Annotated in this window: 12 protein-coding genes; 10 read left to right on the top strand and 2 right to left on the bottom strand. The window is 67.4% G+C overall.

Annotated features, from left to right (window positions below):
* Positions 1–10: 10 nt before the first annotated feature.
* Positions 11–790, bottom strand: a complete 780-nt coding sequence (locus ACOOGH_RS15315) for a creatininase family protein (protein ID WP_420449743.1) — start codon at positions 788–790, stop codon at positions 11–13.
* A gap of 140 nt (positions 791–930) precedes the next feature.
* Here ACOOGH_RS15315 and ACOOGH_RS15320 point away from each other — a divergent pair, with 140 nt between their 5' ends.
* On the top strand, positions 931–2,547 hold the full coding sequence (locus ACOOGH_RS15320) for a benzoate-CoA ligase family protein (protein ID WP_420449744.1): 1,617 nt from the start codon (positions 931–933) through the stop codon (positions 2,545–2,547).
* Here ACOOGH_RS15320 and ACOOGH_RS15325 read toward each other — a convergent pair.
* Entirely contained in the window at positions 2,544–3,791 is a 1,248-nt protein-coding gene (locus ACOOGH_RS15325) for a DUF1015 family protein (RefSeq protein WP_420449745.1), read from the bottom strand. The two genes, ACOOGH_RS15320 and ACOOGH_RS15325, sit on opposite strands and share 4 nt — an antisense overlap.
* A 238-nt stretch (positions 3,792–4,029) precedes the next feature.
* On the opposite strand from ACOOGH_RS15325, the gene ACOOGH_RS15330 reads away from it, so the two are divergent.
* The 9 genes from ACOOGH_RS15330 to ACOOGH_RS15370 all read left to right on the top strand — a co-directional run bounded on the left by ACOOGH_RS15330 (position 4,030) and on the right by ACOOGH_RS15370 (position 13,740).
* Positions 4,030–4,599 carry a hypothetical protein gene (locus tag ACOOGH_RS15330; RefSeq protein WP_420449746.1) on the top strand — a complete coding sequence of 190 codons (570 nt, stop codon included), beginning with the start codon at positions 4,030–4,032 and terminating at the stop codon, positions 4,597–4,599.
* Positions 4,600–4,615: 16 nt separating this feature from the next.
* Positions 4,616–5,392, top strand: a complete 777-nt coding sequence (locus ACOOGH_RS15335) for a DUF6065 family protein (RefSeq protein WP_420449747.1) — start codon at positions 4,616–4,618, stop codon at positions 5,390–5,392.
* A gap of 151 nt (positions 5,393–5,543) precedes the next feature.
* Positions 5,544–5,756, top strand: a complete 213-nt coding sequence (locus ACOOGH_RS15340; RefSeq protein WP_420449748.1) for a cold shock domain-containing protein — start codon at positions 5,544–5,546, stop codon at positions 5,754–5,756.
* A 214-nt stretch (positions 5,757–5,970) separates the two neighbouring features.
* The gene (locus tag ACOOGH_RS15345; protein ID WP_420449749.1) at positions 5,971–6,876 is read left to right on the top strand and encodes a hypothetical protein; all 906 of its coding nucleotides are present in this window, start codon (positions 5,971–5,973) and stop codon (positions 6,874–6,876) included.
* Positions 6,877–6,995: 119 nt separating this feature from the next.
* Positions 6,996–9,764, top strand: coding sequence for a TonB-dependent receptor (locus ACOOGH_RS15350; protein WP_420449750.1), 2,769 nt, complete (start codon positions 6,996–6,998; stop codon positions 9,762–9,764).
* A gap of 209 nt (positions 9,765–9,973) precedes the next feature.
* Complete coding sequence (locus ACOOGH_RS15355) at positions 9,974–11,410, top strand: aldehyde dehydrogenase family protein (RefSeq protein ID WP_420449751.1); 1,437 nt, start codon at positions 9,974–9,976, stop codon at positions 11,408–11,410.
* 32 nt (positions 11,411–11,442) lie between these two features.
* Positions 11,443–12,966 (top strand): CoA-acylating methylmalonate-semialdehyde dehydrogenase, encoded by a 1,524-nt coding sequence (locus ACOOGH_RS15360; RefSeq protein WP_420450146.1) that lies wholly within the window; start codon positions 11,443–11,445, stop codon positions 12,964–12,966.
* Between the two features lie 115 nt (positions 12,967–13,081).
* The gene (locus ACOOGH_RS15365) at positions 13,082–13,348 is read left to right on the top strand and encodes a hypothetical protein (RefSeq protein ID WP_420449752.1); all 267 of its coding nucleotides are present in this window, start codon (positions 13,082–13,084) and stop codon (positions 13,346–13,348) included.
* Positions 13,336–13,740 (top strand): PIN domain-containing protein, encoded by a 405-nt coding sequence (locus ACOOGH_RS15370; RefSeq protein WP_420449753.1) that lies wholly within the window; start codon positions 13,336–13,338, stop codon positions 13,738–13,740. The genes ACOOGH_RS15365 and ACOOGH_RS15370 overlap by 13 nt, the downstream gene beginning before the upstream one ends.
* The last annotated feature ends 6 nt before the right edge of the window (positions 13,741–13,746 follow it).

Raw genomic sequence — 13,746 nt, forward strand, 5'->3', positions numbered from 1 at the left:
ATGTTTCGCGTCACGACTCCTTGTCCTCTCTCAGGTCCTCTCTCAGTGCCTCACTCACCGCTTCCGCGAGGATGCTGCCGAGCGTTTCAATGGTAGCACGTCCCTCTTCCGCCGTCGCCTGCGACGGACGGCCGAAGTAGGCCCGGTTCCCGCCCGCTTCCGTGAAGTTGCGAACCCCGTCACGGATCGCGGAGGAAAGGGAGATGGGGTTGTCTTCCAGTGCGCGCATGGCCCCCTCGCGCACCCGCCCGGGGTCGCGGGCGAGGAGGATGGAGCCCTCGTACTGCCCGGCATGACAGGCGCCGCTGCGGAACTCCTCGGTGAGTCGGCTTCCCCACGGCTGGCGCGTCACATCCGGGAACACGACGCGCACGGACTCGCTCTCGCCGATCGCCGCCGCGGCCGCATGAAGCGCCTCGAGGTTGGCGGGGTCGAAGTGGGCGTTCGCGATCGCCAGCGTGGCGATCCCGGCCCGGTGCAGGCCGGCGGCAATGTCGATGAGGAGAGCTGTGAGCGTCGCGGCCCCGACATCGATTGTACCGGGGAAGCTCGCGGCGAAGGCGGCGGGCGTGTACCGGAGGCCGTCGAGGAGCACGACCTCCAGACCGTTAGCCGAGAGTCGGCGTGCCCCGGACTCCGCCATCGCTTCCGCGATCGTGACGTCCGTGTCGAGCGGCAGGTGGGGGCCATGCGCCTCGGTAGCTCCCACGGGCAGGATGGCGACCGTTCGCTCGAGGTCGAGCGCGCCGACCTCCTCCCAGGTGAGGTCCGAAAGCCTGTGCAGAGTCATGGAGTCTCGCTACGCCGTGCCGGAGGAAGGCGCAAGAGTTGGCAGCCCGGGTCGGTTGTAGAGGCGCCGGATCGCGCATACCGTGCTGAAAGCGAGCCTGACCCCTGATGCACCGGACGACCCCCGGCCGCCGGAGCCCGATGCGAGACGCCGTTCCACAGCCGATCTTCGATCCGCCCGAGCGCTTCAACATCGCCGAATACTTCCTCGGCGACCGCATCCGGGAAGGGCGGGGCGACCGCCGCGCCCTCCTCACGGACGTCGGCGAGATCTCCTACGCCGAGGTCGACGCGCTGGCGAACCGCTACGGCCACCTCCTGCGTCGCGCCGGCGTGCGGCCGGAGGAGCGGGTCCTCCTGGCGCTCCCGGACGGACCGGACTTCGTCGGCGCCCTCTTCGGCGCGCTGCGGATCGGCGCCGTGGGCGTCATGCTGAACCCGTATCTCCGGCGGGACGAGATCTCGTATTTCTACCGCTACACGCGCGGCGCCGTGCTGCTCGTGGATGCCGCCCGCGCCCCCTTCTTCCGCGAGGGGGCGTCCGCCGCGGCAGAAACCGATGCGGACCCCGGAGGCGGCCCCTGCTGGGGCGAGGAGATCTCCGCGCCGCGCGAGACCTTCGTGGTGGACGAACCGGCGTTCGCGGAACGGCTGCGCGCCCAGCCCACGACGCTGGAACCCTTCCCGACCCACCGGGACGACCCCGCGCTGTGGCTGTTCAGCGGCGGGACGACGGGGCGCCCGAAGGGCGTCGTGCAGACGCACGCCTCGTTCGCGAATACGACGGAGTGTTACGGCAAGCGGGTGCTGGGTCTGACGGAAGGCGACATCACACTCTCGGTCCCCAAGCTCTTCTTCGGATACGCCACTGGATCCAACCTCTTCTTCCCCTTCTCGGCCGGCGCGACGGCGACCCTCTTCGCGGAACGATGCACGCCAGAGGTTCTGTTCGAGAAAATCGAGAGCTTCCGTCCCACGGTACTTGTCAACGTCCCCACCATGATCCGTTACATGGTCGCCCACCCGGACGCCGCCGGGCGCGATCTCTCATGCCTTCGTCTCGCGACCTCGGCGGGCGAGGCGCTGCCGCCCGCACTTCACCGGCGCTGGCGGGACACCTGGGGCGTGCCGCTCCTGGACGGCCTGGGGACAGCGGAGATGTGGCACATCTTTCTGAGCAACCGTCCGGACGAGGTCCATCCGGGAACGCTGGGGCGCGTGGTCCCGGGCTTCGAGGTGCGGGTCTGCGACGACGAGGGCCGGGAACTCCCGGATGGCGAGGTGGGTTGGCTCCAGGTCCGCGGAGGCTCGCGGGCGCTCGGGTACTGGCAGCGGGCCGAAGCCTCGGCGGACGCCTTCCGGGGCGAATGGTACGTGTCGGGCGACATGATCGTCCGCGACGAACACGGGGTGTTCCGCTACTGCGGGCGTGGCGACGACATGCTCAAGGTAAAGGGAAAATGGCTCTCTCCCGGCGAGGTGGAGGACTGCCTGCTTCAACACGCGGCGGTAGCGGATGCGGCCGTGGTAGGTGTGCCGACCCGCGAGGGTCTCGTGGAGCCCGTCGCCTGGGTCGTCCCGGCGAAATCGGCGGCGCGGGGAACCGGCGAGCTTGCGGCGAGACTCAGCGAGTTCGTCGCCTCACGACTGGCCTCGTACAAGACGCCGGCCGCCGTCCACGTGGTGACGGACCTGCCCAGGACGCACCTGGGGAAAGTCGACCGCGCCGCGCTGCGAGCCCGGGCGGAGGAACGCTAGCTGTCGTCGAGGAACGCCATGACGAGCCCGCTTCGGATCTTCGGCACGAACCAGGTCGATTTCGGGGGCATCATCCGCCGCTGCCGGCACACCGCGATGAACTGACGCATCGTCACGGCGGGTAGCGTCACGGCGAGCTCCGCACGACCCGCGTCGACCTGTGTCGCGAGCCACGCCGCGTCCCTGTTGGCGCCCACGAAGGTGAGTCGGTCGTCCGCCGCGTCGGCGATACCGAGATCCGCCAGGAGTGTGCGCTGCACGATGTCGTGGTCGATGGAGCCGGCGGCGTCCGTCTCGTCGTACACCCCGCTCCGCGGCGTCGCGCGCCGCCAGCCGCGCCCCGCGGAATAGACGCCGATCACATGAGTGGCGTCGGGCTGGAGGGGCTCGTCCCCGGCGGAGGACACCTCGAACGACCGCTCCAGCGCCGCGTCCACGTCGGTCGCCTCACGTTCGCCGGGGAGCCGAACCAGCCGGTTGTAGGGCGAAATCCCCATCCGGTCCGCCGGAAAGAACACCGTGAGGAAAGACTCGTGCCCCAGCATGGCGGCGGCCGCGCTCCGGTGGTTGCCGTCGGCCACGTAGGCCTCGGGCTCCGCGGCCAGCAGTCGCTGGAGGCGCGCGATGGCGCCCGGCTCCGCGATGAGCCAGATGCGATGGGTCGTTCCTCCCGATCCCTCGACCGCGAAGTCCGGTGAGGTTCGGTCCGCGTGGCGTTCGAGCGTCGCCGCGAACCCTCCCGACTCGTCGGGCACCGCGTTGTTCACGGTCCCGATGATGGCGCCGGTCGCCTCGATGAGTCGCGCGCGCCCCTTGGCCTTGGGCGGGCGCACGCCTTCGTTCCGGATGATCGGCCCGTCGGGCGTGTCATCCGTTCGAATCTCGGCCGTGGGGGCCAGCCCTCCGAGGCCGATCTGCCGCACACCGGGACGCTGCGGGTCCGCAATCTCGTAGAGGTACAGGATTCGCTTCGCTTCGCGCGTGAGCGGCGAAGCGATCATCCGCTGGAAGTTGCGGTGCGCGAGTTCCAGCGACGCCTCCGAGTCTCCCGGCAGGATCGCGGCCGGACTGTCGACCGCGCAGTGCGCCATGGTCACGCCGAGAACAGAGTCCGGCGCGCTCCGAATGGCCTCCCAGATCTCGACGTCTCCCTGGAACTCGTCGTAGTTCAGCGCCGAAACGCGGCGGGCGGCCGCGGAATCCACGGGTACAAGAGCGCGTTGGATGGGGCGTATCGTAAGCATCGATGTGAGGGACTCGGGGTTGGAGTTAGGGTCGCTGAGGCGACAACCCTGCCGAGCCGACATGAGCGGCGCAACGTCCCGAACCGCGACTCGCGTGCGCGTGCAGGCTTGCCGCAGCCCCCTCCCGACGGTCTCATAAGGGGCGAAAGAGTCGGCGCGCTGAGGTCGGAAGGTATGCCGCGGACGACCCTGTGCACATCCCGCGGACCAGCGGCCGCAACGAAGGTTGGGGGGTATCATGGGACTCTTCAAGGCACGAGTCAGGACGCGAGACATTGCGCGGACGATTTCGGTGGCTGCCCTGCTGGCCGCCGTCTCGGGGTGTGAATTCGACAACAACCCTTACGGGCCCGCATACCGAACCGTCCATCACACCATCGTCGGCGCCTATCGACCCCTCGAGCTCCTCAGGCGCGAGCTGCCGCATCTTCCCGACGATTTCCAGCCCCTGCCGGCCGGCTCGGACATCCGTCTCGTGTTCGGGTCGATCCAGAACCTGAGCTCACGGGTGAGGCTGACCGGACTCGGTCCGGGTGGCACGACCCTCAACACCCGGTTTTACGGCTCGTGGGAGTACGATGTCGACAGGCGACGGATCACGATGAAGATCGACCCCACCGCGAGGAGCGAGGGGTTCGAGACGGTGCTCCAGGTAACGCTTCTCGATCGTTGGGTACGGATACGGGGCGTTGCGGACATCGGCGGCCAGCTCGTGCCTCTGGATCTGGGCAAGTCGCTCTTCGAGGATTCCGGCGGTGGCGGTGGCATCGGGCCGTCGAACCGGGTCCCCACGCGGCATACGGGCTAGCGTACGGCGGCCCGCGGTGGCGAAGAAGGCGAAAGCGCGGCCCCGGTCCGCGCGCGGCATCGAACTGACGGCGTTCAAGGTATCCGACACGCCCCTCGAGCTTGCGGCAGGCAACAAGCGCCGCGAGTGGATGGACGAAACGCCGGATCGCTTCGCATACCGATGCCTCCCGCTGCTCATCGCGAACCAGGCCGGATGGGACCTGCTCTGTCCCACGCGCTTCTGGGTTCGCTGGGACGGTGGCGTCGAGCTTGAGTCCGTCCGGTTCCGCTGGGAGGACGAGCCGCACCCCACCATCGCGAGCCATTTCGGGAGCGGGGTTCTCACCTTCACGCCGGGCTATCTCTTCCGCACCACGAAGGGCCACAACCTCTGGGTGAGGGGCTGCCCCAACCTTCCGAAGGACGGGATCGCTCCGCTCGACGGCATCGTCGAGACCGACTGGGCTCCGTTCTCGTTCACGATGAACTGGAAGATCACGCGGCCGAAGCAGTGGATCCGCTTCGACGAGGGAGAGCCCGTCTGCCGGATCGTACCCATCCCCCGACACTATCTGGAGGAGGTGCGCCCCCGCGCGCGCGAGCTGTGGGACGACAAACTCATCGCCAACCAGTACACGGCCTGGAACGAGTCGCGAGCCCGGTTCATCGACGACCTCCATGCGCATGATGAAGAGGCGGTTAAGGAGGGTTGGCAGCGGACCTATGTCCGCGGCCAGAACATGCGCGGCGTGCGGATGCAGGACCACCAGACGAAGCTGCAGCTCCGTGATTTCCTGCTGGTGAGGAAATAGACACGTCCCACGACCGCATGGACAACCGCAAATTCCCCATGTATGCTGGGCTCCGGAAAACGCGAACCGGTTCAGGTTCGCCGGCATTGTGGTCGGCATGTGCGGCTAGCCCGTACTCTCGGCGACACCGATACAAAGCAGGAGCACGGGCATGCGCAGAAGCGGCACAGTCAAGTGGTTCAACGATCAGAAGGGCTTCGGATTCATCGCGCTCGACGATGGGTCCGCGGAGGTCTTCGTTCACCACACGGCGATCCAGTCCGACGGTTTCCGGAGTCTGGCGGAAGGCGAAAAAGTCGAACTCGATGTCGTGGACGGGCCGAAGGGCCCCAAAGCCGAGAACGTGGTCAAACAGGCCTACTGATCCGCGGGCAGATGGGGCGTAGAGGGCCGCAGGAGAGCGGGGGGTCGTCCTGAAGCGGGACGGCCCCCGTTTTCTTGCGGGGTGCCGGCGGTTCCCTCCGCGTAATCGGTCAACACGGACTACCGGTCGGGGCCGCCCCACCTAGCGGTCGCGTGCCTGTTGAGTCAACTTGGACATGTAGCCGTCAGCCAGCCTCCAGAGCCGGGAGGGAATCATGGAGATCGATCGCAGAAGATTCCTCGCTTCGGTAGGTGCCGGCGCCCTCGCCGTCATGACGCCCGAGGACAAGGCGGAAGCCCTGGAGCACTACATGTGCGACCTCCTCGATGGCGAGGATCCGGGCCACGTCCACGACCACCATCACCACGACGGCCCCGTTCCACGGACCGAAGACCTCGACCCGCGACTCCTCGACGAGAACGACTTGCTGGCCGAGGCGGCAGAGGCCGAAGCCGAGTTCGCGGACGAACACGGCGACCACGATCACGAAGTTGAGCAGGAAGTCAGCGCCCCCCGCGGCACCGGCAACCTCTTCAAGCCCAGCGACACGGTCCTCGAGGCCCTTCCCGCGAATCCCACACTGGAGGACTTCTTCCGCCGGAGGTTCTGGCCGGCCCGGCATGTCCTGCAAAGCGCGACTCACGCGTTAAATGACGGGCAGCCCGAGGAAAACGTCCTCGCCGGCCTGCTCCACGACACCGTGCAGAACCTGATCAAGGTGGATCATGGCTGGTGGGGCGCGCAGCTTTATGAACCGTACGTACCCGAGTATGTGAGTTGGGGCATCCGGTACCACGGCGCTCTGCGCTTTTATCCCGACGAGGAGTACGGATACGAATACCCGGAGCTGTACAACCGGATCTTCGGCGAGGACTACGTCCCGCCGGACTACATCAAGCAGGCGGCGGAGTACGCGAAGGGCGACCCGCTGTACGTTTCGGCGCGCATGATCTGCGTGAACGACACATACGCCTTCCAGGACGGGATGGAAGTCTCGCTCGACCCGTTCGTCGACATCATCGGGCGCCACTTCAAACAGCCAAAGGAGGGTCTCGGGTACGACAACAGTCCGGTCGCACACATGTGGAGGTCCATCGAGATGCCCTGGGCTCCGCTCTAGGGGTCTCCGGACGTCCTGCGAGCCACCGGCTCGGGCCCGCAGGGGATAGGAAGTGTCGAGCCGACTTGTTTGATACGACTAACTTCGGGAGTCGATACGACCAACCTCAGGAGATGAGTATGCTGAAACGAGCATTCCTGGCTCTTGCCTTTCTGGCGATGCCGGCGGCGGCCTATGCCCAGGGGACGATCGAGGGCAGGGTGACCAGCGGACAGTCCGGCGCCGGCCTCAGCGGCGCGAGGGTTGCGATCCCCGCGCTCGAAATATCGGTGGGCTCGGGAGCTGGCGGCGCCTATTCGATTCCGGATGTCCCGGCTGGCGACCATATGGTCGAAGTCCGGCTCATCGGCTACGCAATCATGACGCAGACGGTCACCGTCGTTAGCGGCCAGGCCGCAACGGCGGACTTTCCACTGGAGCTCTCGGCGATCAACCTGGGCGAGTTGGTGGTCGTCGGAAGCCGCGCGCAGCCGCGAACGGTGACCGAATCCATGGTCCCGGTGGACGTGATCCCGGTGTCCGAGATCACGAGCCAGGCGGAAACGAACATCGACTTCCTGCTCCGCACCGTGGTCCCGTCCTACAACGTCCGCGTCGAGCCGATCAGCGACGCGGCAACCATCACCCGCCCGGCCAACCTGCGGGGGCTCGCGTCCGATCACACCATGGTGCTGATCAACGGGAAGCGGCGGCACCGCGGGTCGATCATCACCTGGCTCGGCGCCGGTCTCTCGGATGGGGCGCAGGGCGTCGATATCGGTGCCATTCCCGGCATCGCGCTGCGGCAGGTGGAGGTTCTGCGCGACGGCGCGTCGGCCCAGTACGGCTCGGACGCCATCGCCGGCGTGATGAACTTCATCCTCAAGGACGACCGCGACGGCGGCATGATCGAGATGAAGAGCGGCAGCTACTACGAGGGTGACGGAGACATGCTCACCGTCTCCGGCAACGTCGGGGTCCCGCTGGGGGCCAACGGCTTCGCCAACCTGAGTGTCGAATACGGCAATCAGGATCCGACCGACCGAGCCATCCAGCGCGGCGACGCGCTTGGACTCCTTGCCGCCGGCAACAGCGCCGTGCGCACGCCCACGGCCCAGATCTGGGGATCGCCGGAAGTCAACGACGACCTCAAGGTATGGCTCAACACCGGGTACACGTTCAACGACGACGAGCAGTTCTACGCGTTCGGAAACCTCGCCAGCAAGGAGGTGGACGGCGGGTTCTTCTTTCGTAACCCGAACACGCGCGGCGGGGTGTTCAGCGGTGACGGGGGCGAGACGCTACTCATCGGCGACGTGCTGCAGGCGAACGGCCTCGGATCGGCGGACTGCCCCATCGTCCGCATCACGAACAACGTGCCCGACCCCGTGGCGCTGGCGCAGGTGTTCGCGGACCCGAACTGCTTCTCCTTCCAGGAGATGTTCCCCGGCGGCTTCACGCCCCAGTTCGGCGGCAACGTCACCGACTGGGCGGTCGTGAGCGGCGTCAAGGGCAGCAACGGCAGCGGCTTTTCGTGGGATGCGAGCGCCAGCTTCGGCAGCCACACCTCCGATTTCTTCATCTACAACACGGTGAACGCGGCGCTGGGGCCGGACACGCCCACCCACTTCGACCCGGGCCTCTACACGCAGGAGGAGTTCAACCTCAACCTCGACGTCGCCTACGAGGCGAGCGACGGGGTGCACCTGGCGGGCGGGCTGGAGCGACGCGACGAGCGCTTCATCATCGGACAGGGGCAGGACGAGTCGTGGAAGATCGGCCCCTACGCCCAGCAGGGCTTCAGTTCGTCCTCCAACGGCTTCCCCGGCTTCAGCCCGATCGCGTCGGGAGACTGGGACCGCCAGAACGTGGCGATCTACGGTGATCTTCACCTGGGCGGCAGCGAAGACCCGTGGACGATCGGGGCCGCGTTGCGCTGGGAGGACTTCTCCGACTTCGGTAACCAGTTGACCGGGAAGGTCTCGGGCCGACTCGAGGTCAGCGAACGGCTCGCGGTACGGGCCGGTGGAAGCACGGGCTTCCGCGCGCCGACGCCGGGGCAGCAGAACGCGTTCAACGTGTCGACGGTGTTCGACGCGACGATCGGCGACCTCGTGAACCGGGGCACGATCCCCTCCACGTCCGGCGTTGCGGCGCTTCGAGGCGGGGAGCAGCTGTCGCCCGAGAAGGCGTTCAGCCTGACTGCGGGGACGGTGTTCGATGCGGATGCGTTCAAGCTTACGATGGACTATTACCGGATCGCGATCTCGGACCGCTTCGCGCAGACGAGGACGTTCTCGCTCACGGACGAAGAGGTCGCGGGGTTGCTGGCCGATGGCATCACCAGCGCCGCCAACCTCGCCGAGTTCCGTTTCTTCACGAACGACTTCAGCACGAGGACGCAGGGGCTCGACATCGTGGCGAACTACACGCCACCGTCGCTGGGCGGCAACACGAGCTTCAGCGCGCTCTTCAACTACAACGCCACGACGGTCACCGACCACAATCCGGAAGTCATCGACCAGGACCGGCTGGATCAGCTCGAAAAGTCCATCCCCTCGTGGCGGGGTTCGCTCAACATCATGCACACGCTGGGCGGCGTGCGCAGCCTCCTGCGCGGCACCTGGTACGACTCGTGGCTGGATGTCGGAGGCGTGGTGATCGGCGGTGTCGAGGGCACGGCCTTCCCCGGCCGGTTCCTCGTCGACCTGGAGTTGTCGACGGACATCACGGAGGACGCGGCCATCACTATCGGCGCGAACAACCTGTTCGACACGTATCCGTCGACGCAGGATCCGGACACGGCCGACGACGTGGGTCTGCTCTATCCGGAGAGCTCGCCGTTCGGCTTCAACGGCGGCTACTACTACGTTCGCGTGAACTACCGCTGGTCGTGGCTGGGCGGGTGAGTTCGGTAGCGTAGCCACCAGCAGCAGGCAGGACCCGAGGGCGCCGGTAGTCGAGGCGGACCTCGGAGGGTAGGATCGACCCCGGCGGGAGGCGCAGTCGCCCCCCGCCGGGGTTCCCCGTTGTATGAGAGATTCGCTCGGGGAAGGCACAACGCGCGACACCGCAGTGCGCGACACCACAAAGCCGCCCTGCGGCCCGGAAGGAAACCGTGAACAATCTTGGAAAGTTTTACATCGACGGGTCGTGGGTCGACCCGTCAAACGCCGGCACGCTCGACGTCGTAAACCCGGCCACCGAAGAGGTCATCGGCACCATCGCGATGGGGGGACAGACCGACGTGGACGCGGCGGTGGCGGCCGCGGGGGCGGCCTTCGAATCGTTCTCGCGGACGAGCCGGGAAGAGCGAGTCGCTCTGCTCGAGCGGATCTGCGAGGGCTACGCGGCCCGTTCGGCGGAGCTGGCTGCGACCGTGAGCGCCGAGATGGGCGCGCCGATGAGCCTCGCCGCCCAGGCGCAGGTGCCGTCCGGCATAGCCCACTTCAGGACGATGTTGAAGATCCTCGCCGACTTCGAGTTCGAGACCGATCTGGGGTCGTCCCTCCTCGTCCGCGAACCCGTGGGCGTATGCGCCTTCATCACGCCGTGGAACTGGCCGCTGAACCAGATCGCCTGCAAGGTGGCGCCGGCGCTGGCGGCGGGGTGCACGATGGTGCTCAAGCCATCGGAGGTCGCGCCGCTCAACGCGCTGATCTTCGCCGAAATCATGCATGAAGCCGGCGTGCCTGCGGGGGCTTTCAGCCTCGTGAACGGCGCCGGTCCGGTGGTGGGCGCGGCGCTTTCGTCGCACCCCGATGTGGACATGGTCTCCTTCACCGGTTCGACGCGGGCCGGAGTGGAGGTCGCGCGCAACGCGGCGCCGACCGTGAAGCGCGTGGCGCAGGAGCTGGGCGGAAAGTCGGCCAACATCATCCTGGACGACGCCGACTTCGGGCGGGCCGTATCGCGGGGCATGTTCGCCGTGTGCAACAACACCGGCCAGTCGTGCAACGCGCCCACGCGCATGCTCGTCCCGCATTCACGCATGGATGAAGCCGCGGAGATCGCGGCCGCGGCGGCGAGCAAGGTCGTGGTCGGCGATCCGGCGGCCGAGGGCACCGGGATCGGCCCGGCGGTGTCGGACGTTCAGTTCGACAAGATCCAGCGTCTCATCGAGACGGGAATCGAGGAGGGCGCGCGCCTCGCCACGGGTGGGCCGGGGCGGCCGGAGGGGATGGAGCGGGGCTACTACGTACGGCCCACGGTCTTCTCCCACGTGGACAACGAAATGGTCGTGGCGCGTGAGGAGATCTTCGGTCCCGTCATCGTCCTCATCGGATACGAGGACGATGACGATGCGGTACGGATCGCGAACGACACGCCGTACGGCCTCGCCGGCTACGTGTCGGCGGGGGATCCGGAACGCGGCCGGGCGGTGGCGCGCCGCATCCGGTCGGGCCAGGTGAACCTGAACGGGGCTCGTCCGGACTTCAGGGTCCCGTTCGGCGGGTACAAGCAGTCCGGGAACGGCCGCGAGTGGGGGCGCCACGGACTCGAGGAGTTCCTCGAAGTGAAGGCGATCCTCGGCTACCACGAGGGGGTGAAGTGAGCACGGTACTGTCTTCGGCCTCGGCGCCGACGGTGGACGACCGCGGGAGCGCCGACGCGACGGACTCGGTCGAGCGGATTCCCCATTTCGTGGGCGGCGAGCCGCGATCCGGAGCTTCCGGCCGGACGTCGCCGGTGTTCAACCCCGCCACGGGCCGTCAGACGGGGGCGCTTCCGCTGGCGAGCGTCGAGGAAGTTGACGACGCGGTCGCGGCGGCGGTTGCGGCGTTTACCGAGTGGCGGGACGTCAGCGTCGCCCGGCGAACGAAGCTCATGTTCGCCTACCGCAACCTGGTCGCCGAGCACGCCGAGGAGATCGCGAAGCGGCTCACGGCGGAGCACGGCAAGGTGTTCGCCGACGCGATGGGCGAGGTCGCGCGCGGGCTGGAGAACATCGAGTACGCCTGTGGACTCGCCGAGCACCTGAAGGGCACCTACAACGAGCAGGCCTCGACGGGCGTGGATGTGTACTCCGTGCGGCGGCCGCTCGGCGTCGTGGCGGGGATCACGCCGTTCAACTTCCCGGCCATGGTGCCGCTCTGGATGTTCCCGAATGCGATCGCGTGCGGGAACACGTTCATCCTGAAGCCGTCACCTCGCGACCCCAGCGCCGCGAACCTGATCGCGGAACTCTTCCACGACGCCGGTTTCCCACCTGGCGTGCTCAACGTCGTGCACGGCGACCACGTGGCCGTGAACCGGCTGCTCGAGCACCCCGCCGTGCAGGCCGTGAGCTTCGTGGGGTCGACACCGGTCGCCCGGCACGTGTACGAGACGGCCACCGCGCACGGCAAGCGGGTGCAGGCGCTCGGTGGCGCGAAGAACCACATGGTCGTCCTGCCCGATGCGGACATCGACTTGGCCGCTGACTCCGCCGTGTCCGCGGCATACGGCTCGGCCGGGGAGCGCTGCATGGCGATCTCCGTCGCGGTCGCTGTCGGCGACAGCGCCGATCCGCTCGTCGAGGCCATCCGCGCCCGCATGGAGAAACTGCGCATCGGCCCCGGGGACGAACCCGCCTCGGAGATGGGTCCGCTCATTACCGCGGAGCACCGCGACCGCGTCGCGGATTACGTGCGTCAGGGCGCCGAGGCCGGCGCGCGCGTCGTCGTCGATGGTCGCGATGCGCGCTTCGAGGGCGACGGGTTTTTCCTCGGCGTCACGCTGCTCGACCACGTCACGCCCGACATGACGGTCTATCGGGACGAGATCTTTGGTCCCGTCCTCTGCGTCGTGCGGGCAGACTCGTATCACGAGGCCGTGGCCCTGCTGCGCGACAACGCGTGGGGGAACGGCGCGGCCATCTTCACCCGCGACGGGGGGGCCGCGCGGCAGTTCCAGGAGGATGCGGACGCCGGCATGGTGGGCCTCAACGTCCCGATTCCGGTCCCCGTGGGATACCACTCCTTCGGCGGCTGGAAGGAGTCCGCGTTCGGGGCGCACGGCATCTACGGCCCCGAGGGTGTGCACTTCTACACGAAGCCGAAGGTGATGACGACGCGGTGGCCGGATCCGGCCGGGAGTCGTGTCGATCTGGGGTTCCCCACCAACCGCTGAACCTGGTCGCGTTTGCGGGTCGGTTCAGCGGATATGCGGAAATTGCGGAACATCCGTAAGACCCATAAGCTTCGTCATGTCCAATTCGCAGAATTTCCCGCCGCGGGTGTGCAGGGTGAGTGCGACCGAGGCCGCGAAGAACTTCGGATCGATCCTGACCGAGGTCCGTGAGCGGGCCGCCGAGTACGTCGTGGAGCACCGCGGAAAAGCCGTCGCCCGGATCAGCCCTGAAGAGGACCGCACGCTCACCCTGAAGGAGTTCTTCGACCTCGTCGCGCATCGCTCCTGGCCTCCCCTGGATGAGGAGTGCCTGAGCGCCATCGAGGAGAGCATCGCAATCTGGAACCGTGAGGAAGTGCCTCGGAGTCCGTGGGAACGCTGATCGATACCAGCGTCCTGATCGCCGTCGAGCGGGGCGAACTGGAGGTTGATCGTATCCTCAGCGGCGTGCGGGAGACGGGTGCTCCACTGGCGATGGCTTCCATCACGGCTTCGGAATTCCTCCAGGGTGTGCACGCGGCTCGTGGCGCCCGGCGCGTGGTGGCCGAGCGGTCCTTCAACATGTGGCTCGACGTCCTGCCGGTACTGCCATTTGATCTCGAAGCCGCTCGCGCCCACGCGACACTGGCCCGACAACTCGGTCGGCGCGGAGCCCCGATCGGCTCCCACGACCTGATCATCGCGGCCACGGCGGTCAGCCGCGATTACAGGGTCGCGACGAGAGACCGGCGGAGCTTCGCCCGAATCGAAGGGCTGGGCGTCGAGTACTGGTAGCTCACC

This window comes from Candidatus Palauibacter sp. (genome assembly GCF_965213655.1).
In the GTDB taxonomy this organism is placed as follows: Bacteria; Gemmatimonadota; Gemmatimonadetes; order Palauibacterales; family Palauibacteraceae; genus Palauibacter.